29 protein-coding genes are annotated in these 25,300 nt (G+C 37.0%); 22 read left to right on the plus strand and 7 right to left on the minus strand.

Features of this window, described 5'->3' with window-relative positions; all coding sequences use genetic code 11:
- Window positions 1-42 precede the first annotated feature (42 nt).
- The 8 genes from ACFX40_RS18660 (at window position 43) to ACFX40_RS18695 (ending at window position 7,525) form a co-directional block, all read left to right on the plus strand.
- Window positions 43-1,128 (plus strand): hypothetical protein, encoded by a 1,086-nt coding sequence (locus ACFX40_RS18660; protein ID WP_377255841.1) that lies wholly within the window; start codon window positions 43-45, stop codon window positions 1,126-1,128.
- A 41-nt stretch (window positions 1,129-1,169) separates the two neighbouring features.
- On the plus strand, window positions 1,170-1,844 hold the full coding sequence (locus ACFX40_RS18665) for a hypothetical protein (protein ID WP_176344857.1): 675 nt from the start codon (window positions 1,170-1,172) through the stop codon (window positions 1,842-1,844).
- Window positions 1,845-2,054: 210 nt separating this feature from the next.
- On the plus strand, window positions 2,055-3,131 hold the full coding sequence (locus ACFX40_RS18670; protein WP_377255844.1) for an RES family NAD+ phosphorylase: 1,077 nt from the start codon (window positions 2,055-2,057) through the stop codon (window positions 3,129-3,131).
- Between the two features lie 383 nt (window positions 3,132-3,514).
- Window positions 3,515-4,369, plus strand: a complete 855-nt coding sequence (locus tag ACFX40_RS18675) for a DUF72 domain-containing protein (protein WP_014457889.1) — start codon at window positions 3,515-3,517, stop codon at window positions 4,367-4,369.
- A 132-nt stretch (window positions 4,370-4,501) separates the two neighbouring features.
- On the plus strand, window positions 4,502-4,804 hold the full coding sequence (locus tag ACFX40_RS18680; protein WP_028409608.1) for a YunC family protein: 303 nt from the start codon (window positions 4,502-4,504) through the stop codon (window positions 4,802-4,804).
- Between the two features lie 89 nt (window positions 4,805-4,893).
- Entirely contained in the window at window positions 4,894-5,646 is a 753-nt protein-coding gene (gene yunB, locus ACFX40_RS18685) for a sporulation protein YunB (RefSeq protein WP_013059640.1), read from the plus strand.
- A gap of 248 nt (window positions 5,647-5,894) precedes the next feature.
- A complete protein-coding gene (locus tag ACFX40_RS18690) occupies window positions 5,895-7,409 on the plus strand; it encodes a sodium-dependent transporter (protein WP_060745812.1) in 1,515 nt (504 codons plus the stop codon).
- Window positions 7,409-7,525 (plus strand): methionine/alanine import family NSS transporter small subunit, encoded by a 117-nt coding sequence (locus ACFX40_RS18695; protein WP_107918137.1) that lies wholly within the window; start codon window positions 7,409-7,411, stop codon window positions 7,523-7,525. Before ACFX40_RS18690 ends, ACFX40_RS18695 begins: the two co-directional genes overlap by 1 nt.
- A 30-nt stretch (window positions 7,526-7,555) precedes the next feature.
- Here the strand turns inward: ACFX40_RS18695 and ACFX40_RS18700 are convergent, their stop codons facing one another.
- Window positions 7,556-8,557, minus strand: coding sequence for a M23 family metallopeptidase (locus ACFX40_RS18700; RefSeq protein ID WP_050688958.1), 1,002 nt, complete (start codon window positions 8,555-8,557; stop codon window positions 7,556-7,558).
- Between the two features lie 316 nt (window positions 8,558-8,873).
- On the opposite strand from ACFX40_RS18700, the gene lipA reads away from it, so the two are divergent.
- Complete coding sequence (lipA, locus tag ACFX40_RS18705) at window positions 8,874-9,773, plus strand: lipoyl synthase (protein ID WP_377255847.1); 900 nt, start codon at window positions 8,874-8,876, stop codon at window positions 9,771-9,773.
- Between the two features lie 38 nt (window positions 9,774-9,811).
- Here lipA and ACFX40_RS18710 read toward each other — a convergent pair whose 3' ends face one another.
- Complete coding sequence (locus tag ACFX40_RS18710) at window positions 9,812-10,453, minus strand: YhcN/YlaJ family sporulation lipoprotein (RefSeq protein WP_060745811.1); 642 nt, start codon at window positions 10,451-10,453, stop codon at window positions 9,812-9,814.
- 196 nt (window positions 10,454-10,649) lie between these two features.
- Here ACFX40_RS18710 and ACFX40_RS18715 point away from each other — a divergent pair, with 196 nt between their 5' ends.
- The gene (locus ACFX40_RS18715; RefSeq protein WP_028409603.1) at window positions 10,650-10,925 is read left to right on the plus strand and encodes a YutD family protein; all 276 of its coding nucleotides are present in this window, start codon (window positions 10,650-10,652) and stop codon (window positions 10,923-10,925) included.
- Between the two features lie 49 nt (window positions 10,926-10,974).
- Here the strand turns inward: ACFX40_RS18715 and ACFX40_RS18720 are convergent, their stop codons facing one another.
- Complete coding sequence (locus tag ACFX40_RS18720) at window positions 10,975-11,241, minus strand: DUF3055 domain-containing protein (RefSeq protein ID WP_013059634.1); 267 nt, start codon at window positions 11,239-11,241, stop codon at window positions 10,975-10,977.
- Between the two features lie 162 nt (window positions 11,242-11,403).
- Here ACFX40_RS18720 and ACFX40_RS18725 point away from each other — a divergent pair, with 162 nt between their 5' ends.
- A complete protein-coding gene (locus ACFX40_RS18725; RefSeq protein ID WP_013085332.1) occupies window positions 11,404-11,841 on the plus strand; it encodes a DUF86 domain-containing protein in 438 nt (145 codons plus the stop codon).
- Window positions 11,842-11,915: 74 nt separating this feature from the next.
- Window positions 11,916-12,686: a TIGR01457 family HAD-type hydrolase gene (locus ACFX40_RS18730; protein WP_013059632.1), complete on the plus strand. Its 771-nt coding sequence runs from the start codon at window positions 11,916-11,918 to the stop codon at window positions 12,684-12,686.
- A gap of 36 nt (window positions 12,687-12,722) precedes the next feature.
- Here ACFX40_RS18730 and ACFX40_RS18735 read toward each other — a convergent pair whose 3' ends face one another.
- Entirely contained in the window at window positions 12,723-13,223 is a 501-nt protein-coding gene (locus ACFX40_RS18735) for a phosphatidylglycerophosphatase A family protein (RefSeq protein ID WP_013059631.1), read from the minus strand.
- 176 nt (window positions 13,224-13,399) lie between these two features.
- On the opposite strand from ACFX40_RS18735, the gene yutH reads away from it, so the two are divergent.
- The 5 genes from yutH (at window position 13,400) to thrB (ending at window position 19,020) form a co-directional block, all read left to right on the plus strand.
- Window positions 13,400-14,401 carry a spore coat putative kinase YutH gene (gene yutH / locus ACFX40_RS18740; protein ID WP_013059630.1) on the plus strand — a complete coding sequence of 334 codons (1,002 nt, stop codon included), beginning with the start codon at window positions 13,400-13,402 and terminating at the stop codon, window positions 14,399-14,401.
- A gap of 117 nt (window positions 14,402-14,518) precedes the next feature.
- Entirely contained in the window at window positions 14,519-15,508 is a 990-nt protein-coding gene (locus ACFX40_RS18745; RefSeq protein ID WP_028409601.1) for a 2-hydroxyacid dehydrogenase, read from the plus strand.
- A gap of 241 nt (window positions 15,509-15,749) precedes the next feature.
- Window positions 15,750-17,051, plus strand: a complete 1,302-nt coding sequence (locus ACFX40_RS18750; protein ID WP_013059628.1) for a homoserine dehydrogenase — start codon at window positions 15,750-15,752, stop codon at window positions 17,049-17,051.
- Window positions 17,051-18,112, plus strand: coding sequence for a threonine synthase (gene thrC / locus ACFX40_RS18755; RefSeq protein ID WP_028409600.1), 1,062 nt, complete (start codon window positions 17,051-17,053; stop codon window positions 18,110-18,112). Before ACFX40_RS18750 ends, thrC begins: the two co-directional genes overlap by 1 nt.
- Window positions 18,106-19,020, plus strand: a complete 915-nt coding sequence (thrB, locus tag ACFX40_RS18760; protein ID WP_028409599.1) for a homoserine kinase — start codon at window positions 18,106-18,108, stop codon at window positions 19,018-19,020. The genes thrC and thrB overlap by 7 nt, the downstream gene beginning before the upstream one ends.
- An 89-nt stretch (window positions 19,021-19,109) precedes the next feature.
- On the opposite strand, the gene ACFX40_RS18765 is transcribed toward thrB, so the two are convergent.
- A complete protein-coding gene (locus tag ACFX40_RS18765; RefSeq protein ID WP_013059625.1) occupies window positions 19,110-19,340 on the minus strand; it encodes a NifU family protein in 231 nt (76 codons plus the stop codon).
- 193 nt (window positions 19,341-19,533) lie between these two features.
- On the opposite strand from ACFX40_RS18765, the gene ACFX40_RS18770 reads away from it, so the two are divergent.
- Window positions 19,534-19,860, plus strand: a complete 327-nt coding sequence (locus ACFX40_RS18770; protein WP_013059624.1) for a YuzD family protein — start codon at window positions 19,534-19,536, stop codon at window positions 19,858-19,860.
- A 43-nt stretch (window positions 19,861-19,903) separates the two neighbouring features.
- On the opposite strand, the gene ACFX40_RS18775 is transcribed toward ACFX40_RS18770, so the two are convergent.
- Complete coding sequence (locus ACFX40_RS18775; RefSeq protein ID WP_028409598.1) at window positions 19,904-20,968, minus strand: NAD(P)/FAD-dependent oxidoreductase; 1,065 nt, start codon at window positions 20,966-20,968, stop codon at window positions 19,904-19,906.
- 382 nt (window positions 20,969-21,350) lie between these two features.
- Between ACFX40_RS18775 and ACFX40_RS18780 the strand changes: the two genes are divergently transcribed.
- The 4 genes from ACFX40_RS18780 (at window position 21,351) to ACFX40_RS18795 (ending at window position 23,855) form a co-directional block, all read left to right on the plus strand.
- On the plus strand, window positions 21,351-21,590 hold the full coding sequence (locus tag ACFX40_RS18780) for a YuzB family protein (protein ID WP_013059622.1): 240 nt from the start codon (window positions 21,351-21,353) through the stop codon (window positions 21,588-21,590).
- Between the two features lie 301 nt (window positions 21,591-21,891).
- A complete protein-coding gene (dapF, locus tag ACFX40_RS18785; RefSeq protein ID WP_028409596.1) occupies window positions 21,892-22,746 on the plus strand; it encodes a diaminopimelate epimerase in 855 nt (284 codons plus the stop codon).
- 75 nt (window positions 22,747-22,821) lie between these two features.
- On the plus strand, window positions 22,822-23,187 hold the full coding sequence (locus ACFX40_RS18790) for a HesB/IscA family protein (protein ID WP_013059620.1): 366 nt from the start codon (window positions 22,822-22,824) through the stop codon (window positions 23,185-23,187).
- A gap of 149 nt (window positions 23,188-23,336) precedes the next feature.
- Window positions 23,337-23,855 carry a hypothetical protein gene (locus ACFX40_RS18795; protein WP_028412618.1) on the plus strand — a complete coding sequence of 173 codons (519 nt, stop codon included), beginning with the start codon at window positions 23,337-23,339 and terminating at the stop codon, window positions 23,853-23,855.
- A 27-nt stretch (window positions 23,856-23,882) separates the two neighbouring features.
- Here the strand turns inward: ACFX40_RS18795 and ACFX40_RS18800 are convergent, their stop codons facing one another.
- Entirely contained in the window at window positions 23,883-24,875 is a 993-nt protein-coding gene (locus ACFX40_RS18800; protein WP_013085323.1) for an NAD(P)/FAD-dependent oxidoreductase, read from the minus strand.
- Window positions 24,876-25,300 lie beyond the last annotated feature (425 nt).

A 25,300-nucleotide genomic window follows, 5' to 3' on the forward strand; every position in this document is an offset into this window, starting at 1 on the left:
TGATAATTATGTAAAACATTAAATGAATTTGGAGAGGGTTAAATGACCAAAAGAAGCAGATCAATTGAAAATATAAATTTATTACGAGAAAACACTCTTCAGAAGTTTGTGTTCGAGCTGCTGTCATATAGTAATGTTGATGAATTACGTAAGATATTTCCTGATGACTTTATAAAAAAGGGTCAAAACATAAAGGTAATAATACCTGAGTTTCCATTGAATGAGAATGGTATAAACCACATTACCGATTTCCGGGTAATCTTAAATGACGTAAATGAGACAGCCTTCAATGTAGAAGTTGAATGGGCTACTAGCAAGTTTAACCACGGTGAGGATGTATTTAATCAATATTATGCTGATGGAAAAGGTTTTGTAATTGCTTTACAAAAGGATGATTCCTTTAATTATATGGATGATCAGAGCGTAAGTATACTCGACCCAGAGCAATTATCTTATTGGTTTTTAAGTAGAGCGAGAAACATTGTAGACGGAACCATTAGTAACCATTTAAAGGATTACAGCCCTAGAAATAGGAAGTATTGGGTGATTTATATTTCTAGTAGTGGAGGAAGCATTCCTGACTTCTTAAATAAAGGTATTAAAAATGGTAAATGGGCTTTTAGGTACCCCAGCCCATCAAAGAAATATCTAATGAAAAATATATTTGAAATTACTAAAGGCGATATAGTTGTTTTTGTCATTGGTATGAAAAAGCTATCAACTAGGAAGTTCATCCATGGCGAAACGTATTTTACAGGAGCTGCTGTAGTAGATGTTAAAAATGGTTATTATTTAGATTTTAAGGATGAAACATTTGAAACCGTAGAATGGAAGACGTTAAAAGCAAGTGTACCTGAGACTGAGTATATTACAAAAAAAGAGTATATGCATTATTTTGATTTTAATAACTCTACAAAGTCATTGAAGCAATATGATATCCAATTAAGCGGTTTGAAAATTCCATCCTATGATAAAGAAACATATGAAAAACTTAACCGATATAAATCTCTATCCGATTGGAATGACTTTATTAGTTCTGCAATGGAATCCCTCAATAGTTCTGGTGCACCTGTAGAGATATCCGTAGATCAATTCAATGCATTTCTTGTCCAAACACGCTCTATTTAAGATTTCTACTGTATAAAATAATTAGAAAGAAGGTTTCTTTTATGCCCTATAATTTAGTAACCAGCACAAAGTACAATCTTGATATTAGCAATATCGAAAATTATATCCGATCAAATGGTGATTTTAATTTTAGTTACTTTGACAAGTGGCTAGAAGGTTGGCTTAAGGTATTTGTAAACGCAGAAGTGGATACACAGTTGCAGATAAGTAATTTACAGAATGTCCAAACGACTGGTCCAATGGAAATCTTTTTGCAAGACGTCATCTTTAACTCGTATGAACATAAGTTGAACTTTGTGATTAACGGTGTAACAGATTATCTAAAAAAACACTCCGTTAAGGTACAGAAAATACCTGCTAGCAGATTTTCTCAGGATATTAAATGGTCAAGAATGAAAGACAATAGCACCAAAGATATTAGTGAACCTATTTTCATCACTAGCTTGCCAAAGGATGGGTTTAAAGAAGTAGTTATAGATGGTAATCATAGATTGACTACGCTCTTAAGCCAAGGGGCTCAAACTGTTGATTGTGTGACTATTAAACCAGAAGTCATTTTAGAGAATGACATACTTTTGTTTTCAATTGATAAAGCAATCTTTTCTTTTGTAATTGAACATTATGTATTTCAGCAGCACGTAAAGAATGGAACAGATCACAAAGTCCTTTTTAATAGCTCATCTATTAATACGATTTTTAGTATGTGGAATAAATAAAATTACTGCTTATCATGAAGTTCCTTTGTTTGGTGTTGACTCATGAAAATTTGAATGCATACATATGTTGATCATATTAAATACGTTACAAAAGAATTATTTTGCTTCTATTAAAAGGACACGCGTTGATCCAAATGGATTGACGCCTTTTCTTTTTAGTGTTGTTGTAATTAATATCAAATATTTTTTACATTGATTGGAGGGGGAATTATGTATTGTTGTCAATACTGCTTTGAAGACGTGAACCTAATTTTAAAAATCAAGGAATATGATGAGATTGGTAACTGTGATTATTGCGGTAGTGAGGAAGTGTTTATAATTGAAGTTAGTAATTTAACTGAAGAATTTGACATGCTATTTAAGCATTATGAAAGTACAGAACCATATGAATATTTTCACCCAGAGATTCATGATGACCCTACAGAATTTGGAGATCGTCTTATAGAACTAATAAATGCTGATTGGAATATATTCTCCGAAAAAATTGTAGGTTCTGGAACAGATGAAGCCTTACTTTTTGACATATTAAATTCTAACAAAAGATTTGATCCTGATGAATATGTTGATCCTCATAATTTATATTCAAGAATTACTCAAGCATTTACTTTTGTGGATCCATTAGAAGGATGGGAAAAGGTATGGGAGGACTTTAAACAAGATATAAAACATAGTAATAGGTTTTTTCCAGAAGTTAAGAATGATGTTTTTATAACGAGGCTTGACGCTATTTTAGAATTTAGAACAGTATATATAGAAAACATGGATTTATATAGGGCGAGATTGGATATACAGCCGATCAGTAAAATGAAAGCCCCACCTGCTGACTTAGCAACTGCTGGCAGAGCAAACCCTCGTGGTATAAGTTACTTATATTGTGCATTAGACGAACCTACTTGCATTGCCGAAATAAGACCTTGGAAAGGTGCAAAAGTAACAGTTGCTCACATAAGACCAAAGAAAAAGTTAAAACTGGTTGGGCTATTTAGAGCACCGATATCACCATTTGAATTCGAATCGCCGTATGAAATTTTAGAGATTGATAAAATATTATCATCTTTTATACAAGAATTAAGCACACCTGTTGATCCTGCTAAATCTGAAATTGAATACGTTCCCACACAATATATAACAGAGTTGATTAAATCAAAAGGATATGATGGTATCCTATTTGACAGTGCAATGGGACCTGGAAATAATCTTGTCCTATTTGATGAAAATGATGTAGAAATAAAAGCAATTGACACAATACTGGTAAACAACATAATATACAATTATAATCATGAATGAATAAATTGTTAGCATTTATGTGAAGGAAAAGACGTATGAATCATACGTCTTATTTATTAAAGTATAGAAATCATGCTCTCTCAAACCTTGTATGTGATTTTTTATGGGTGAATTATTGTGCCATCATCGTGCCGATTTCATGCCGATTTGAATTTATTTTGCATTTTAGGTTATTTCTACAAATAGCTTTACATGAAGGCTTTGGGATCCCTTTTTATAATTAATTTCATGCCGTTTTAAGCAAATTTAATCAAATTTGAAATGGAAGGTTCAATCGGTTAATAATAGAAAAAACTCGTTTGCTGTTTATGCAAACGAGTTTTTTTGTATCGTTTGTATTAAAATAAAGAAAAGCGAAGCTAAGAAAATAGAGGAGGAATGGCATGATTTATATTGGAGTCACAGGCTGGGGAGATCATGATTCATTATATGAAGCGGGTGTTTCTTCAAGAGACAAGCTTGCCGTATATGCAGGCCATTTTCCAATTGTTGAAGTCGATTCATCTTTTTATGCAATTCAACCTAAATCAAATGTAGAAAAGTGGGTGAATGATACACCCGAATCTTTTCGATTTGTGGTAAAAGCCTATCAAGGCATGACAGGCCATATGAGAGAAGGGAACCCGTTTGATAGCAAGGAAGAAATGTTTCATGCATTTTTAGAATCAGTAAAGCCATACGTAAGTTCAAATAAGCTGGCCATGATTTTATTCCAAATGCCGCCTTGGTTTGACTGTACCAAAGAAAACGTAGCCTATTTGAGATATAGCCGTGAGAAGTTTGGCGATTTGCCAGTAGCGCTTGAGTTTCGAAATCAATCTTGGTTTAAGCCATTTTTCTATGATAAAACGTTAACGTTTATGGAACAAGAGAAGTGGATTCATGGTATTTGTGATGAACCGCAGGCAGGAGAAGGATCTATTCCAATTGTGATTCATGCTACAGATAAACAAAAAACACTTATCCGTTTTCACGGACGAAACGTACACGGTTGGAACAAGCCCGCAGAAGGCAATTGGCGAGCAGTAAGGTTTTTGTATCGTTACAATGAAAAAGAGCTCCTAGAGTGGAAAGAACGTCTTGAAAAGCTGCAAAAACAAACGAAGGACATTTACCTGTTATTTAATAATAACTCCGGCGGAGATGCTGTACATAATGCCAAACAGCTCATGAGTTTATTAAATATTGAATATGAAAATTTAGCTCCTAAACAATTAGATTTTTTTAATGAATTTTAGCACTGAGTCCTATAAAAGTTTATATAAGTAAGGAAGAAGGAATATAAACGTCAAATAGGTAGAAAAGTATATGTAAAACCTCACTTTTTTTCTTTCAACATCATAAATTGATTAAGAAAGGAGTGAGTTATTATGATCACCTTAGTGCCTATCGTAATTGAAGGTCATACGTTTAATGCAGTTACCGTATTGCTTCCAAAAACAACTCTGTTAACAATTTCATCAGATAAAGGGTACATTATGTGCGGAGCACTAGACGTAGGTCTATTAAATGATAAATTAGCTGATCGTCAAATAATAGCTGGAAGAGCTGTAGGTGTACGTACAATTGAGCAGCTTCTTGAAGCGCCTCTTGAATCTGTAACGCTTGAAGCTGAAAAAAGAGGGATTTTTAAAGGGACAATTGGTAAAGATGCTTTATTGAAAATGCTTTAATATAGTGGAAAATTTAAGATAAAACTTTTTAAAAGAAGCGTGAACCTCCTTATACATGCATACATATAGCTTGTAAGGAGGGATTTTTTTTGGTTAAACTTCGTCGGAAATTAACAAGAAAAGGCCCGCTTCCTTTTCGCTACGTTCTGTTGCTCACCTTTCTTTTTTTTATGCTTTCCACAGGGGTAGGATTATGGCTAATTAATAGAGGGATTGAACCGACGTTAATGAAATATGCTGAAGCACAAACAAAAGAGATTGCAACTTTAGTTATTAATAAAGCGGTGAATAAACAGGTACTTGATCAGCTGGACGTAGATGTTATTAAAGTTGAATCTACACCTAACGGTCAAGTAGCTAAAATTGACACAGCGCTTGTAAATCGGGTTAGAGCTCAGACTACGTCATTTGTTCAAGCTAATTTAAAAGAGGCAGAAAAAGGGAATTTAGATGCACTTGAACTTCCAACAGATATTCGTATTGAAAAAAATGAAAAGCTTCGGAATCAAGGAATTGTATACCAAGTTCCTCTTGGGCAAGCAACTAATAATGCGCTGCTTGGAAATCTAGGTCCGCTGATTCCGGTTAAATTTCATGCTATTGGTGACGTTCAAACAGACGTAGTGCGAAAAATCGAGGAATATGGAATAAATAATGCGTTTCTTGAAGTATCCATTAAAGTAAAAGTAAACATGCAAATCATCATCCCGTTTGCAACGAGAAAAACAACCGTTACGGCTACAATTCCTGTAGGAGGGACTGTTATCCCTGGAAATGTTCCTGATTATTTTAACGGTGGAAATTCGTCTTCTCCGGCAATTGAACTTCCGAAGAAAAATTAACAATATTATATTAACGTGATAAAGTGTTATTTAAAAAGCAGGTGCGGAAGTTCAAAAATACTTTCATATCTGCTTTTATTCATTGGAATATTTATCTGAATTTTCTATAAAAAATATTTTGACATACTATCTTCTCCCTTCTATAATTTGAGATAGGAAGTTATAGAATGAATAATCTAAAAATTATAAAAATTATTGTTGATCTACGATAAAAAGAGAGTAGGGAGAGAATAAAAGGGGGAATTACAGTGGAAAATAGGCCGCAGTGGGGATCAAGAGCAGGGTTTATTTTAGCAGCAGCAGGTTCAGCAATTGGACTAGGAAATATATGGAGATTTCCAGCCACTGCATATGAAAATGGAGGAGGGGCATTTTTTCTCCCCTATTTATTTGCTTTGTTGACGGCAGGAATTCCTATCTTAATCATGGAATTTGCTATTGGACATAAATATAAAGGTTCCTCTCCTTTATCATTAGCAAGACTAAGTCCTAAGGCTGAATGGCTAGGCTGGTGGCAAGTAGCTATTTCCTTTTTTATTTCGGTTTACTATTCCGTCATTATCGCGTGGGCGATGTCGTATTTTATCTTTTCATTTAAGTTAAGCTGGGGAAACGATACGGAAGCGTTTTTATATGGAGATTACTTAAAGTTAGCTGAAGCACCAGGACAAACAGGAAGCCTCGTATTACACGTTTTAATTCCGCTTGTACTTGTATGGATTGTGACATTAGGTGTCTTATTAAAAGGAATCAAAAAAGGAATTGAAGCCGCAAACAAAATCTTTCTACCAACACTAATTATTCTATTTTTAATCATTGTCATTCGAGCAGTCACGTTAGACGGAGCAATGGAAGGTCTGCATGCTTTCTTTAAACCAAACTGGAGCGCAATTGGAGATGGAAAGGTTTGGATCGCAGCATATGGTCAAATCTTCTTTAGTTTATCTGTTGGTTTTGCTATTATGATCACTTATTCCAGTTACCTTCCAAAGAAATCTGATTTAACTAATAATGCGTTCATTACTGGATTTGGTAATTCCGCTTTTGAATTACTAGCAGGAATCGGTGTGTTTAGTGCACTAGGTTTTATGGCTACTCAGCAAGGTATTCCAATTGATAAAGTAGTTCAGGGAGGGGTAGGACTAGCCTTTGTGGTCTTCCCGCAAATTATTAATGAATTTCCAGCGTTTAAACAGCTGTTTGGAATGTTATTCTTTGCTTCCTTAACATTAGCAGGATTAACGTCACTTATTTCAATTATTGAAACCTTTGTAGCAGGCATTCAAGATAAATTTACTATCTCACGTACAAAATCTGTATTAATAGGTGGAGGAATCGCTTCAATTTGTTCGCTATTATTTGCAACACAAGGAGGACTTTATTTCTTAGATGTGGTCGACTATTTCATTAATAACTTCGGAGTTGCTCTAGCAGGCTTAGTAGAAGTTGTATTAGTTGCTTGGGTATTTAAGAAGTTGAGCAGCCTTCAGCAGCATGCAAACGAAGTTTCTGATATCCGAATCGGTTCATGGTGGAAAATATGTTTAGGAGTAGTTACGCCACTTGTGCTTGGATACATGATGTTTGATAACTTCCGGAAAAATATTTCGGAAAACTACGAACAGTATGCAACGACTTTTGTAGGTCCTTTTGGTTGGGGTGTGGCAGCTCTGGCTGTTATTTTGGGAATTGCTTTTTCTTTTGCACGATGGAAAGATGGGACACTGCGTTTGTCAGTTAAAGAGAAGGGGGTTTCTAAATAATGGATGGAAGTTCGATGACAATGATGGTTGTAGGGATGGTCATCATATGGGGCGGCTTGGCCGCAAGTATTGCTCATGCTGTGAAAAAAGCAAAAGAAAGTAAAGCATCAGGATAAAAAAACAGGAAGCATCAGCTTCCTGTTTTTTTATTTTTTCTTTAGTTCTAAACGATCATTTCGTTCCCATGTTCTTAACTGAGGATATGGATCAAACGACCACTCATTTTTGCCGTTATCTTTATACATTCCATAGTGCAAGTGAGGAGGGAATTTCCCAGAAGTTCCAGGAGGTCCATAACCAGAACTTCCTACTCCGCCAATGAGTGTTCCTGGTTCTACAATTTGTCCTACTTTTAAATTTTTTGCAAATCCGCTTAAATGAGCTAAATAGTGATAGTTATTGTGAAGGTCACGAATACCAATTCGCCAGCCTCCATATTTATTCCATCCTTTAAGCTCAATAATGCCATAGCAAGGGGATTTTACTGGAACTCCGTAATCTGCAAAAATGTCTGTTCCTTCATGAATTCGTTTGCCACCCCAGCCGCGCGCATCTCCCCATGTACTGCGATAACTGTAGTTCGCACGGAGAGGCACTGGAAATGAAGAACCTTTTAAATCAATGCGACCGTAATGGCGAAAAATTTTGGCATTCCCTAAAATAATATCAACTGCTTTAGCCCGGTGATAATAGTTCCAAAGCGCAATTTTAATATAGTCTTCGGACACCCCGAACGTCCGAATATAATCTGCCATTGTAAAAAGCATATCTTCATCATTAAATTGGTCTGCTTTTTTGTCTCCGTTCCCATCTTTGCCCATTCCCCCCAGTAGAGAAATCGTAAGTGGGTTTGTATCTTCCAAATTCGGATTTAAAGAACCTGACCATTTTTCTGGAGGATAATAAATGGCGATCGCGCCTTTTTCTCTTGGAATATCTTTATGAGAGCGTCGAATATTTCGTTCATACTGGTCAATCCCAGCAAAGTAATACCAAGGAATCGTAGTAGCGGCTTCCATTTGTTTATACAGCTCTAATCTCTTTTGAATAAGTATTTTTTCTTGATCTGCTGCTGATTCAGCTGTTACGTGGTGCCATCCTGTGAATATAGACATGAACATAAAAAGTAAGATAATCGTTTTGCGCATCGTGTTTCCCCCTTTCTAAAAATAGTGTGTAACACTAGTTTGCAGCGAGAAAAAAGATTTCATAAATATTAATTAATGGAAATCGCTTCAAAACTTTTTTAAAGAATTTTATTCAGAAGATAAATGGAAATTATACGGAGGATGAAAACGCACACATTTGAATGGAAAATAGAAGAAAACTGAGGAAAATAAAGAGCAGACAACTTGTCGAATCTCACTTTTTTATGATAAAGTGACATATAGTTATGTTTTTAATATGTAGTTAAAATTAAGCATATAGGTTATAGACATTTTCTAGATTGGTGGAGTTGATAATATGGCAACAAAAGAAGAGCATGTCCGCAAACCCGAGTGGCTGAAGATTAAGCTAAACACAAACGAAAATTACACAGGCTTAAAGAAAATGATGCGTGAGAAAAACCTTCATACAGTTTGTGAAGAAGCAAGATGTCCGAATATTCATGAGTGTTGGGCTGTTCGTCGTACGGCAACTTTTATGATTTTGGGAGAAGTATGTACACGTGCCTGTCGTTTTTGCGCGGTTAAGACAGGTTTACCAACAGAATTAGATTTAGAAGAGCCAGAACGCGTAGCGGATTCTGTTCAGCTAATGAACTTAAAACATGCGGTTATTACAGTAGTAGCTCGCGATGATTTAAAAGACGGAGGAGCAAGCGTATTAGCTGAAACAATTCGTGCGATTCGTCGTAAAAATCCATTGACAACAATTGAAGTATTGCCTTCTGATATGGGCGGTTTGGAAGAGAACTTACGTATTGTAATGGACGCACGTCCTGATATTTTAAATCATAATATTGAAACAGTACGCAGCCTTACTCCTCGTGTTCGTGCTCGTGCTAAATATGATCGTTCTCTTGAGTTCCTTCGCCGTGCAAAAGAAATGCAGCCGGATATTCCTACGAAATCAAGTATCATGCTTGGTCTAGGAGAAACAAAAGAAGAAATTATTGAAACGATGGATGATTTGCGTGCAAATAATGTAGATATTATGACGCTAGGCCAATATCTACAGCCAACTAAAAAGCACATAAAAGTTCAAAAATATTACCATCCAAATGAATTTGAAGAGCTAAAAGAAATTGCATTATCAAAAGGATTCAGCCATGTTGAAGCAGGTCCTCTTGTACGTTCTTCTTACCATGCAGATGAGCAAGTTAACGCTGCTGCAAAAAACAAAGCACAAGAAAGCAAATAAGGTAAAAAAGGTGATGATATGCTCATCACCTTTTTTGTTTATTCCACCATATCTTTGTCCGTCATCGGTTCATTCAATTCGTTTTTCTCTCTTCCATTTGCATCTTCTCCGTTGTTCATTTTACGCCCTTGGGGAGATTTCAGCATTTGTTGAATAACGGCATCGATTCGTTTTTTAGCATCATTCGTTTGCGTATTCATTTCACTGATATTTTCGATTTGGTCCATCTGTTTCGGATTATCTGAGACGTATACATGATAATAACGAGGAACTACAGACATAGCTGTACGTTTTACCTGATCGGCTGCGTTATTCCGGTTTTTAGCATCTGTTTTATAAGCAACAAGCACATCTTTATCGGTTACTAGCGTAGCGGCTTGCTTAATATTTGGTATAGCGGTGCTCAGTTTACTAATATTGTCGGCTGCTTCTTCTCGATTAAATGTTCCTACTTGGTTCATATTGGAATTTTGCTCATTTGTGTTTTTAGTGTATCGGACATATCCATAATTTGTGCCGCTATTATTATTTGGATTATAATAATGATTAGGCTCGTTTACATTAATGGCATCTGGGTTGTTTGGTGATAAATTTTCATTTTCAGCTGTGTTTTTATTTTGACAGCCAATGGTTAAAATACTTGTTATCAAAGCGATTCCAAGAATAGATTTCTTCACCATTTCCACCTCCTGTAGTTAAATATCGTGCGCCAGGTAAACCGGCGAACCTTCATGTGGAGCATAAAAAATCAGTAGGTATACCGATAAAACTCCTACAGGATTAGAGTGCTGCTTATACGTGAAAAATTTCATGTTAATTTATGGTTTCATCATCATAATTATGGTATGGTAAATTTTAAGAGAAGAGGTGTGAGCAATGGTCTGTATCAATAATATTTGTTATGAAGTATTAAGAGATGAGCGCGAGGCATTTAATGAAGAGGCGTTTAGAGGTCGCTTTATTGACGTGCTGAGCCGCTATGACTATATTGTGGGAGATTGGGGATACAATCAGCTTCGACTGCGAGGCTTTTTTGATGACCGAAATCAAAAGGCAACGTATGATACGAAGATTAGTACGCTTCAAGACTATTTACATGAATATTGTAATTTTGGCTGTGCGTATTTTGTTTTAAAAAAAGTCCATAAGTAAAAAAAGGCAAGCCGAAGACACTAATTGTCCTTCACGCTGCCTTTTTTTTTTAGATGATTTCATATAAAAATTCGCGAAGTTCCTGACCGTCTTCACTGTTTAATTTAAATACTTCTTCAAGATAGTTTGGTTCTTCAAGGTCATCTTGTCCAATGATGGCAAAGCGTCCTCCTTGAATATCAAGAACAACTTGTTTGCCATAATAACGGTCGGTTTGGATAATAGCTAAATCAAATCGTTGATTTTCGCCCATAAAGCTGACAAACCGGGTCTTTGTAGATACAACATCGTCATATAGATAAAAGCGTTCGCTCATAGGTATACTCCTTTCATAGGTTGTATTTTTATCATATCAAATAAGGTCAAAAACAAAAATGAATTTATCAAATGGATAATGGGTCATGATAAAATAGAACAGGAACCCCGTTTGTTTATAAAAAAAGATTTATAGAGAGCTGACAACTAGGGAGGAAATAATATGTACTTTGTAGATCGTGAAAAAATAGAAGCCACGCTTGTTTTTTTTGATGAACATGTGCGTTTGTTTGCTGAGCATTCGAGCTGGAACACAGAAATAGAGAAAAAGGCATTAGAGAGAATTGTACATCTTTTAATTGAAAACGTTTTAGATGTAGGAAATGCAATGATTGATGGGTTTATTATGAGAGATCCAGGCAGTTACGACGATATCATTGACATTTTAGTTGATGAGAAAGTGGTTAAAAAAGAGGAAGAAACGCCATTAAAAGAGATTGTTCAATTGCGTAAAAGCCTTGTTCAAGAATATGTGGATGTTAATCATCAGGATATTTATCAAAAAGTGATGCAGCATAAAGACGTACTGGCAGCATTTTCAGAGCGCGTAAGGACATATCTAGAGACAGAGTTAGGACCTGTGTCTGCTTTTCGTAACTAAAGGCAAGCAAGTTGTAGTTGTATAAAAAATAAGCTATGATTTCAAGTATGAGACTTGAAAGGAGATCACACAACATGAAGGAATATAAAGGATATTTGATTGATTTAGACGGAACAATGTACAAAGGAACAGAGCTAATTGCCGAGGCGCGTGATTTTGTTATTAAATTAAAGGAAAAAGGAATTCCTTATTTATTTGTAACAAACAACTCAACAAAAACGCCCGATAAAGTAGCTGAAAAGCTAGAGGCATTTGGCATTCCTGCAACAGAAGAGCAAGTTTTTACAACGAGCCAGGCAACAGCTAATTATTTGCATGAACGCAAAGCAAACGCTTCAGCTTATGTAATTGGTGGAGAAGGAATCCGACATGCGCTGCTTGAAAAAGGATTTACCATTGAAGAGGAAGATACGGATTTCGTAGTTGTTGGTTTGGATCAGGAAATTACATATGAAAAATTAGCAAAAGCATGTTTAAACGTTCGGAACGGCGCCTTTTTTGTTTCAACGAACGGAGATATTGCGATTCCTACTGAAAGAGGCTTACTGCCTGGTAATGGATCTATCACGTCCGTTATTACGGTTTCTACTCAAACAAATCCAGTATTTATTGGCAAACCAGAAAGTATTATTATGGAGCAAGCCCTTGAAGTCATCGGTACGCCAAAAGAAGAAACAATCATGATTGGTGATTACTATGATACAGATATTTTAGCAGGGATGAATGCAGGCTTAGATACATTATTAGTCCATACAGGAGTAACAACAAGAGAGTTACTAGAAGGATATGAGAAAAAGCCAACTTATACGGTAGATTCACTAAAAGAGTGGATGGAGCGAATTTAAAAAGCTGTCAATTGACAGCTTTTTTTGTTTTTTAACCTATTCTTGACTGGCAGCCCGGTGCGCTAACCGGCTAGAAGCAGCCGCGGCAATTGCGCCTACTAAATCATCTAAGAAAGTGTGGCACTCTCCAGTCGATTTATCGTTTAATCGTTCTAGAATACCCGGTTTTTGTTTATCAATATATCCGTAATTGGTAAAGCCGATTGATCCGTACACATTTACAATCGATAATGCTAAAATCTCGTCGATACCGTATAAACCTTCGTCTTTCTCAAGAATATCTAACAGAGGCGGCTCAATCACTTTTTTTTCCGTGAGGACATCTAGTTGAATACCCGTTAAAATAGCATTTTGAACTTCTCGTTTAGAAATGACGCGTTCAACGTTATATAAACAGTCTTCGATTGTTAAGTTTGGGTGATACTTTTTTTGCAAGTAATAGACCAGTTCAGCAATGTCTGTAAGAGCCACGCCGCGTTCTATTAACCATTCTCTTGCTTTTTTTTCTAACTCACTTTGTGTATGTTTTTTCTCCAAGTATCATCACCTGTTTTCTATATATTTTTAAGTCTAAAGTTGTTTCATACTACTAACCCGGAGTAAATAACTATAAATGGTGTATTTCTAATCTATTCATTCCTCCGTAAATATTATGACAAGTAATGTTGTTTTCCATCATATAATTTCTTGAATGAATGAAGAGAGGGATTAAAATGATACAAACCATTTATGAGCATTACGGATTACGTCCAAATGAATTTATGCCCGTTGGTAAATTTGAAGGTTTTCAGTATCGAGATATTTTATATACAATCATTAATGTAAAGCAAATGGAGCAAGACGAGTTAAATGAACTATATCAAATGAGTCAATTTCTGATGGGCCAAGGTGATCGCCATGTGGCAACATTTATGCCTAATTTGAATGGTGAAATGATTACAGAAACTGAAACTGAAAAATTTATCATTTGCCGCTGTCTTGCGGAAGAGAAAAACCCCAATTTTTCACCTGGGCATGAGCTAGCTGTTTTTCATCAAAAAGGGAGGCTGTTTCCTTATGAAGTGGAAAAAGCAAACCGGCTAGGGCAATGGAAGTCCATGTGGGAGAAGCGTCTCGACCAGATGGAGCAATTTTGGTATGGAAGATTACGTGCTTTACCTAATCAAGAGATGGAAAAACGTTTTTTAGAAACTTTTCCTTATTACCTAGGATTAACGGAAAATGCTATTCAATACCTAGTAGACACGGAAATTGACGATTTGCCTCGTTCAGTTGACGCTGCGACGATTTGTCACCATCGATTCGGGCAAAAAACATGGGGGGAAGACTACGTTTACAAGCTCCCAGCAGACTGGGTCTTCGACCATCCTAGCAGAGATATAGCTGAATATATAAGGGAACAATATTTATTAACATACGCTGTCGATGAAAGGCACATGCATCAGTTTTTAAGTGAATACGAAAAGGTAAATCCACTTTCTTCTTTTTCATGGAGACTGTTATATGCTAGACTTCTTTTTCCCGTTCATTATTTTGAGGTCATTGAAGGATACTACAGTGTACAAGATGAGCGGCAAAAACAAAAGTATTATGAGAAGCTTGAAGGAGTATTGGCTCATTCTTCTCACTACGAAGCTTTTCTGAAGCGCTTTTACCAGTCGGTGGGTATTTCAACGTCTCGTTATCACATTCCTGAATTAACATGGATTCATTAAAAAGCGATTACTATAGAATATGATAAAATAGAAAAATAGGTGTTGGATAATCCAAACCCGTTTTTCTATTTTGTTTTTGTGCATGCAGTTTAAAAAGGATAAAGAGGTGGCGTACATATGGATAAGCCGTTTGTATTTATTACGAGAAAAATACCGAATGAATTAATCGAACCTTTAAAGTCAGTAGCGAATGTGGAAATGTGGGATAAAGAAGATGAGGCAGTCCCTCACGAGCTGCTTTGTGAAAAAGCTAAGCGCGCACATGCTCTATTAACAATGCTTTCAGATCGTATTGACAGTGAATTGCTTACGCAAGCTCCTCATTTAAAGCTTGTAGCTAACTTGGCGGTCGGATTCGATAATATTGACGTAGAAGCGGCAACTGAACGAGGAGTTATCGTTTCTAATACGCCCGATGTTTTATCTGATACAACAGCAGATTTAACGTTTGGTTTATTAATGAGTGTAGCTAGACGTTTAGTAGAAGCTGCTGAATATGTGAAAGAAAATCAGTGGAAAAGCTGGAGTCCATTTTTGTTAGCAGGCAGAGATGTTCATCATAAAACATTAGGTATTGTTGGAATGGGGAAAATTGGAGAGACGCTTGCGAAACGTGCTACAGGTTTTGATATGGAAATCTTGTACCATAATCGAAGCCGCAACCTTCAAGCGGAAAAAAAGCTCGATGCAGTTTACTGTGAGTTAAATGAGCTGCTTGAACGATCTGATTTTGTTGTTTGTTTGACACCGTTAACGGACGAAACCAAACATTTATTTAATCCTTCAGCATTTGAACAGATGAAAAAAACTGCGATTTTTATTAATGCTTCAAGAGGAGCGGTGGTTGATGAGCAAGCATTATTACATGCGATTCAATCTGGTGAAATTGCTGGAGCTGGCTTGGATGTATTCGATCAAGAGCCTATTTCTGCTTCTCATCCTCTTCTTCAGTTGCCTAATGTTATCGGGCTTCCTCATATCGGCAGTGCGAGTATCGAAACGCGCACGGAAATGATTTCTTTATGTGTTAAAAACATTAAAGCAGTACTTACAAACGAGTCTCCTATTACAATTGTAAATAAAGAAGCGTTTGCGAAAAAATCATAACAGAAAAAGGCAATTTCATTTCGGTGAAATTGTCTTTTTTTTATTAAAAAACAGTGGGAGCCATGTTATGATAATAAAATGAAATATTTTAAAAATTTACATTTATCTTTATATACCAATTTTTTTAACGAGTTTACGAGAAAAGATGGCAAGTAAACCTTGTAAAAAAGAAAAATAAGGTCTATAATGTCCTCTATAAGAGAACAAATGTATACGTAGAAAGAACACAGAGGTGAGGAATATGACAAAAAGTATTTCAGTAGGATTATTAGGGTTAGGAACGGTAGGAAGCGGAGTAGTCAAAATTATTGAAAACCATCAGGATAAATTAAGTCATCAAGTCGGATGTCCTGTAGAAGTTAAAAAAGTAGTAGTCAAAGATATTGATAAGAAACGTGACGTAGAAATCAGTGAAGATAAATTAACAACGAATGTTGAAGACGTTTTACATAACGCGGAGATTGACGTTGTCATTGAAGTAATGGGTGGCGTTGAAGAAACAAGAGATTATATCTTAACAGCCCTTCGTAATAAAAAGCATGTTGTAACGGCAAACAAAGATTTAATGGCTGTTTACGGCTCAGAATTGTTAACAGTAGCTTCTGAAAATAACTGTGATTTATTTTATGAAGCAAGTGTAGCAGGCGGTATACCAATTCTTCGTGGATTAGCAGATGGATTAGCGTCTGATCGTATTACCAAAATGATGGGAATTGTAAATGGTACAACAAACTTCATTTTAACGAAAATGACAAAAGAAGGAAGCGCTTATGATGAAGTGTTAAAAGAAGCGCAGGATTTAGGATATGCTGAAGCGGATCCAACTTCTGACGTAGGTGGTTTAGATGCTGCTCGCAAAATGGCAATCTTGGCTACACTAGGATTTTCAATGAAAATTGACTTGGACGATGTTCGTGTTCAAGGTATTACAGAAGTAACGGAAGAAGACTTGCAATATAGTAAACAATTAGGCTATACGATGAAACTGATTGGATATGCACATCGTGACGGCGACAATGTAGAAGTTAGTGTTCAGCCAACTCTTTTAGCAGACACACATCCTCTTGCTTCAGTAAGCGATGAGTACAATGCTGTATATGTATACGGAGAAGCTGTTGGAGAAACGATGTTTTATGGACCGGGGGCAGGAAGCCTGCCAACTGCCACTGCTGTCGTATCAGATTTAGTAGGTGTTATGAAAAACATGCGTTTAGGTGTGAATGGTAAAAGTGCGGTAACGCCTCAGTATCCAAAACAGTTAAAAGCAGAAGATGAAATGTTCTCGAAGCATTTCTTACGTATTCATGTTAAAGATCAAGTTGGAGCATTTGCAAAATTAACAACGCTATTTTCAGAGCGTGGCGTGAGCTTCGAAAAAATTATTCAACTTCCTGTGAAAGGAAGCGAATTAGCTGAGATTGTTGTTGTTACACACAAAACATCTCAAAAAGATTATGAGGAAATCCTTCAGCAGCTTCGGGATTTACCAATTGTAGAAAATGTAAAAAGCAGTTACCGCGTAGAGGGAGTTGGCACAGTATGATGTGGAAAGGTCTATTAGCTGAATATAAAGAGTTTTTACCTGTAACAGAGAACACACCTATGCTTACACTACATGAAGGAAATACGCCTTTAATTCATCTTGCTCATTTATCAAAAGAGCTAGGCATTGATTTACATGTGAAAGTAGAAGGGTTAAATCCAACGGGGTCATTTAAAGACCGCGGAATGGTAATGGCTGTAGCAAAAGCGAAAGAAGAAGGAAGCAATACGGTTATTTGTGCATCTACAGGTAACACATCCGCAGCTGCAGCAGCTTATGCATCACGCGCTGGCATGCGCTGTATCGTTGTTATTCCAAATGGAAAAATTGCGATGGGGAAATTAGCTCAAGCAGTTATGTATGGTGCAGAAATTGTAGCAATTGAAGGAAACTTTGACCAAGCACTTTCTATGGTTCGTAAGCTAAGTGAAACATCACCGGTTGCACTTGTGAACTCCGTAAATCCATACCGTATTGAAGGGCAAAAAACAGCTTCTTTCGAGATTTGTGAACAGCTTGGAAAAGCGCCTGACGTTTTAGCTATCCCAGTGGGGAATGCAGGAAATATTACAGCTTACTGGAAAGGCTTCAAAGAATACAGTGAGCGTCACCAAACGTCTCTTCCTCACATGCACGGGTTTGAAGCAGAAGGTGCAGCGGCGATCGTGCGTAATCAAGTTATCGAAAATCCAGAAACAATTGCAACGGCTATTCGAATCGGAAATCCAGCAAGCTGGGATTATGCTGTAAACGCAGCAAAAGAATCAAACGGAAAAATTGATGAAGTAACAGATGAACAAATCTTAGAAGCATATCGTACAATTGCACGCAAAGAAGGTGTATTTGCAGAGCCAGGTTCTTGCGCTTCAATAGCTGGTGTGTTTAAAGATGTAGCTTCTGGTAAAATTGCCAAAGGTTCAACGGTTGTAGCTGTACTAACAGGTAACGGATTAAAAGATCCAAACGTAGCAATCGATGCTCATAATGTAAAGCCAGTGGTTTTACCAAATGATGAAGAAAAGGTATTTGAGTATATCCAAGGTGTCGTTGCTTCATGCTAGAAAATGAGCGTTTTGTCATTACGGTCCCAGCTAGCTCTGCTAATTTAGGGCCAGGATTTGATTCCATTGGAGTGGCTTTATCTCGCTACTTAAGATTAACAGTAGAGCGTCAGGACGAATGGATTTTTATCCCTGAAACGAAAGAAGTACAAAGTATTCCTACAGGTACAGATAACTTAATGTATGAAGTGGCACAAGACGTGGCTCGTCAATTTAACATTGCTCTTCCAAGTGCGAAGGTCTCTGTTTGGAGCAACATTCCATTAGCAAGGGGACTTGGAAGCAGCGCATCGGCTATCGTAGCTGGAATCGAGCTGGCTAATGTACTGTGTGACTTACGTTTATCAAAAAGAGAAAAGCTTCGCATCAGCAGCTTAATGGAAGGACATCCTGATAACGTCAGCCCGTCTATTTACGGCGGCATCGTTGTTGGTTACCATCATGAAAATGAAACATATATTGCTCAAATACCTGAATTTGATGTCGATATCGTGATGGCTATTCCAGAATATGAATTAAAAACAACCGATGCTCGTGATGTGCTGCCTTCGGATATTAATTATCGCCACGCAGTAGAAGCTGGGGCAATCGGGAACATGCTAGTAGCGGCCCTGTTAAATAAAGATTTACCTCTGGTAGGCGAATTTATGGAGAAAGATTTATATCACGAACCTTATCGTATGAGACTCGTGCCAGAGCTTTCTCTTGTGCGAAAAGAAGCAAAAGCTCTCGGCGCATACGGTGTGTCACTAAGCGGAGCCGGTCCGAGTGTATTATGTTTAGCACCAAAAGGAAAAGGAAAAACGATTGCTGAACATATGTATGCTTTACTGCCGAACTGCGAAATAGATGTTTTACAAATTGATCGCAAAGGTGTATTTGTAGAAGCTGAAGTCACAACGAGTTAATAAAAAAATCCTCATTCATTTGAATGAGGATTTTTTATTCGCAAGCCCCAATAAAATCGGAGGTTGCTTTTATAATAAAATCAAAGAGATTAGAATACTTGTTCTACTTCAACTACACCAGGTACTTCTTCTAAAAGGGCACGTTCGATACCAGCTTTTAGCGTGATTGTTGAACTTGGGCAGCTTCCGCAAGCGCCTAAAAGACGTAACTTTACAATACCATCCTCTACGTCTACTAGCTCACAGTCTCCACCGTCGCGAAGTAAAAACGGACGAAGTTTTTCTAATACTTCTTGAACTTGCTCGTGCATTTCTGACATAACTATCGACTCCTTTCTTCTACTCTTATTATAAACGGTCTTTCATGAAAAATCTATCGGAGTATACACCGTAATGTTACCTTAAACGAAAAAGATGTGCAATGAATCAGTTTTGTGTAAAATAGTATTCATAATGAAGTAAAAGTGTGAATAATCGTACAGTTTGTATGTAAAGATTCAAGGGGGATGTGCTATGCAATCAACTGAGGTAGAAGTGTGTATTTATGGAGCTGAAATTGTTTGTGCAAGCTGTGTTAATCTGCCGTCTTCAAAAGACACCTACGATTGGCTAGAGGCAGCGATTTCTCGCAAATATCCGAACCAACCGTTTGCTATCACATATGTAGATATAAACGAGCCGCATACGGATCCGGAAAAAGCAGCCTTTGCCAAGCGTGTGATTGAAGAAGATTTATTCTATCCTGTAGTGGTTATTAATGGAGAAATTGTTGGGGAAGGCAATCCGAAATTAAAGCGCGTATTTGAGGAAATGGAGAAGTATGGTTTCTGCGCTTCATAATGAAAAAAGCCGTTAGATTGTCAGTCATCTAACGGCTTTTATTTTATCCACTATGGTGTTTATACATCCAAAGAATACCTGATTTTAATAATCGAGCTACGCGTCCCGTAATTGGACGTTCGGCAACTAAGCCAAATCCATGCTTTTTGCCTAATGAACCAAGTATGCCTTTTAATTTAATAGTTGGCAATTCATCTGGAAGCGCTTCGCCTTTCCAGCGGTGAAGAAGTACTTGGACAATTTGTTCAGCCTGACCTTCTGCAAGCTGAGCGCTTGGTGCATGCGGTAGGCTTGCACAATCACCTAAAATGTAGACATTTTCATCGTCAGGCAAGTTATGGTATTTCGTTAATACGACGCGTCCTTGAGGATCTTTGTCTACGTCTAGATCGCGTACCACTTTATTTGGCTGGATACCTGCTGTCCACACGATTGCATCGCTTTGAATGGGCTCATCATGATTATAAAGAATGTTCGGTTCTACTTTTGTAATATTAGCACTATTTACGATTTCAACACCGTTTGAAGTAAACCAAGTTTGAACGTAATTACTTAAACGTTCTGGGAAAGCAGATAAAATTAATTTACCGCGGTCAAATAAGATTATTTTTAAATCCGGGCGGCTTTCTCTTAGCTCGCTTGCTAGTTCTACTCCGCTTAATCCAGCTCCTACAATTGAAACAGTAGCGTGAGCTGGCAAGTTGTTTAATGTCTGATAAGTTGCTCGTGAAGCATCAATGGATTGAATGCTGTATGTATGCTCAAGAGCTCCGGGAACTCCATGATATTTATCTTCGCATCCGAGTCCTACAATCAGGTCATCGTAAGCGATCATTTGATCATCTACATAGACGCATTTCTCTTTTAGGTCTATGCGTTTTACACAGCCGTAGCGAATTTTTAAGCGAGGGTGTTCAGGAAAAGCAACACGAACATGCTGATCAGAGATTGTTCCAGCTGCAAGTGCATAGAATTCAGTTTTTAGTGAGTGATAAGGTGCTTTGTCAATAAGCGTTACTTCTACATCGTTAGGCAATTGATTCGGAAAAAGGCGCTGCAAAACGCGCATACCACCGTATCCGCCGCCCAGTATGACAAGGTTCTTCATGTGAATTTCCCCTTTAGCTTCATGCATTTTTGTTTTCTCTCTATTATTCTTACTTTTAAGAATAGGAGAGTACAAATTACCGTTAATAAGGATGGTTGCCAAAAAGATATGAAAGGCTATATAAGATAACATATTTTACTTAAATAATAATTTAATATAACCTCGTTTGGTTTTCTATACATAAAAGTATAACTAAATTAATAAAAAACCACAATATGTTTCAACATAATTTCAAGCTATCCCTGTAATAAAGCTTTATTTATACGTTTTTTTGAAAAAGTCTGTGAAGCTAAAAAGCGTGCGCAAAATGGACGTAAATTTCCAAAGTTGACGTTGAAAATGAAAGAAGATAGGATAAACTAATAGTAGAGAGGTGAGAAACGTGATACAGCCAATTATTGAATTTTGCGTTAGCAATTTAGCCAGTGGTTCTCAAACAGCTTTAGAAAAGCTTGAAAAAGATCCAAATCTAGATATTATTGAATACGGATGTTTAGGTTATTGCGGGAAATGTTCACAATCTTTATTTGCCTTGGTAAACGGAGAGATTGTTACAGCGGAAACACCTGAACAGTTAGTAGATAATATTTACATTCATTTAGAAGAAAATCCAATGTTTTAAACTATCCCCGCTGTCGTATCTCTTTTTATCAGGAGAGGGACATGAGGCTAATAGAATAGATGATGTAAGCACGGCTAGTCTTGCCGTGCTTTTTTATGCGTTTTGCGCAAATATCTGTGCTTCAACCATTCTCTTTGCAATCATAATGCTTCTTTTGTTTTTTAATACTCCAAAGGAGGACAAAATAAAAAACCCCTTAATCTTTATGATTAAGGAGCTAAAAAAACGGGGGATGATATTATTGTGTACAAAAGAGAATCACTTTATACTAGAGCTACATAAAAAAATAATGGGTGATAATATGAAAAAATTTCAGTTTACAAAAATGCATGCACTTGGCAACAACTATATCTACGTAAATATGTTTGAAGAACATATAGAAGAGCAAGAGTTAGCACCGCTTGCTGTAAAAGTCTCAAATGTTTATACGGGAATTGGATCGGATGGAATGATTCTTATTTGTCCATCTGAACGTGCAGATGTGAAAATGCGCGTATTTAATAATGACGGCTCGGAAGCAAAAAACTGCGGAAACGGTTTAAGATGTGTAGCTAAATATGCATATGAACATAATTTAGTAACAAGCGAAAGATTTTTTATCGAAACGCTTTCTGGAGTTGTAGAAGCAACGGTGCATCCGCAGGGAAATGAAGTTCCAGAAGTGACAATCGATATGGGAGCGCCTATTTTAGCTAGAGAACAAATTCCAATGACGGGAGCAAGCCAAGACCAGGTCGTTAATGAAGAGATGGAATTTGGAAAAGAACGGTTAAAAGGGACGGCTGTATCAATGGGAAATCCTCACGTTGTCTTTTACGTAAATGATATTGAACAAGCGCCACTTACTACATTAGGGCCCGTGGTTGAAAAAGATTCGCGTTTTCCAGAAGGAGTGAACGTTGAATTTGTCGAGGTAGTGAACGAAAGAGAGCTGAATTTTCGTGTGTGGGAAAGAGGCTCGGGTATCACTCAAGCATGTGGAACAGGAGCATGCGCTGCCGTTGTTTCATCTGTGTTAAATGAGAAGACGAAAAAAGATGTCCCTACCGTCGTACACCTCGCTGGAGGAGATTTAACGATTGTTTGGCAAAATAAAGGCAATGTATTAATGACAGGTCCAGCCAATGTGATTTGTGACGGCACGTATTATTATTAAAAAATGAAGAAGCAGACGATTTGTCGTCACAGCCATTTCGTCGTATACTAAACAAAAAAGGAGGTCTGTTTAAAAATGAGTCAAGATATCCTAACAATTACAGAAGCTGCAAGCTTTCAAATAAAAGATATGATGAAAGAACATGAAGAAGAAAATGCCTATTTACGTGTTAATGTAAATGGAGGAGGCTGTTCAGGTCTTTCATACGGCATGGGTTTTGCTCACGAAGTAAATGAAAACGATACGCTGTTTGAACAACATGGCATTAAAATTCTTGTAGATAGCGAAAGTGCTCCAATTTTAAAAGATGTAAAAATTGATTACAAGCAATCTATGCTAGGCGGAGGGTTTACAATTGATAACCCAAACGCCATTGCAGCATGCGGCTGCGGCTCTTCTTTCCGTACAGCAAGCAACGCAGGTGCTCCTGAAGAGTGCTAAATATATTTTTATCAAGAAGCTTTCTTCACCTCATCCGGTGAAGAAAGCTTTTTTAGTGAGGAATTTTTGTATGTTACATCATCTGTCAAAACTGTTGACTGAATAATCAGTCTTTTTTATACTCAATAAAAAAGAGGAGATGAACGGATTTGATAGATGCGACTCGTTACGACGCGGAACAAGTAGGAGGTTACGGAAGTTTTCGCAAAAAAAACACCCTGCCTATTCTATGGAAGGGGTTTATAAACTGGTTAAAACTTGAAAGTAGCAAAATGGAGTCTAAGAATGCAAAAAGTATTCACTTCAGTGAATCGCATTTATTCGTTCAGCATTTGCCTTTTTCCTCAGGTGAAGCCTGTCATCAAAACTCGTCCTCTGCGCCTCTTAACCATTCTGAACCTTACATTCGCTATTATGAAAATGCTACTGCCTCTCTGGCTGAAAGCTACGGAGCAGTTGAAGGAGAGCATATTCTGCTGATTGAACGTATTGCCGGTCAATCAGAGGTAGTAAAATATTTAAGTAAGCTCGAAGGTTTGAAGGCCTACAGAATGACCGTAACTAGTCAAGAAGGAAACCATTCCTTTTATGAAATCTGTTTAATAAGCAGTGATGCGGAAATGATGAGTGAAATCATTCATCGAATGGTTACACCAATCCAGCAATAAAAAAAAGCAGGCGAGAGCCTGCTTTTTTTATGAGAACATTGACGTACTGTGCATAGGCTGTAAGCGAGCCTTTGGATCAATGTATGCCTTAGCGTTATTAACGGCAGTCGGACCTTCGCCAAATCCTGCCACGATGAGTTTTACTTTTCCATCATATGTGCAGACATCACCTGCTGCATAGATGCCAGGAATGTTTGTTTCTTGCTTTGAGTTAACAACAATTGCATTTTTCTCTAAATCTAAGTCCCATTCTTTAATTGGACCTAGAGAAGAAACAAATCCAAAGTTTACAATAACATCATCTACGTCTACTACTGTCTTTTCTTCACCTTTTGTGTTTTCTAACACAACTTGTGTAATACGGTCATCTCCAACAAATTCAACCGGTACATACGGTGTTTTAATATCAACTGATGAATTATGCAAGTTTTCTACGCTGTGTTCATGAGCGCGGAACTTGTCTCGGCGATGCGTTAACGTTACTTTTTCTGCGATCGGCTCTAACATAAGAGACCAGTCTACAGCAGAATCCCCGCCCCCGCATACTAATACTTTGCGGCCTTTGAATTTATTCATATCATCCACAAAATAATGAAGGTTCGTTTGCTCGAACTGTTCTGCGTTTTCTAGCTCGATTTTACGGGGCTTAAATGCACCGTTTCCAGCCGTAATAATAATTGTTTTTGAATAGTGGACTTCAGAATTAGTAGTTAATCGAAATACACCGTCCGCTTGTTTCTCTACCTTTTCTACAGCTTGCTCTAGCGCAACTGCAGGTTTAAATTGATCCATTTGCTCTTTTAGATTATTGACTAATTCTTGAGCGCGTACTTTTGGAAAACCAGCTACGTCATAAATATATTTTTCAGGATATAAAGCAGAAAGCTGTCCACCAAGCTGTGGTAAGCTTTCAATAATTTTTACGCTCGCTTGACGCATACCGCCATAAAATGCTGTAAATAAGCCTGTAGGGCCGCCTCCGATGATGGTAATATCATATACTTGTTTATCTTCTTTCATTTATAATCACCTCTAGATTGTTCTGTGCCAATGCATATTCTACTTTATGATAGCATAGTAAATTATAAAATATCATTAAAACACGCTGGAATGTTTGAGAAACTTTCTCAACTTAAAAATCAGTATTTGTAATCATTAACATAACCACACGTTTTGGTCAAATATAAAACTGGGTATACAGGAAAGTAATTGAAAATTTAAAAGCTTGTAAATACAAAGTGAAGGGTTGAAAAACCGATTAAAAAAGCATAAGATGTTTGTGTAAATCAAGCTAGGACTTATGCTTACATTTTTTTGAAAAGAAAAAATGTATTTTTTTAAAAAAGAACGTGAAGTGATTCACATTGTTTTTCTTATATGAATAATAAATGGATAGCGATGATCGTTCTTGCTCAAACTAACATAAAAAAGCAAACCAAATAAAA

It is taken from the genome of Priestia sp. YIM B13552 (assembly GCF_042787775.1).
GTDB classification, from domain to species: Bacteria; Bacillota; Bacilli; order Bacillales; family Bacillaceae_H; genus Priestia; species Priestia megaterium_E.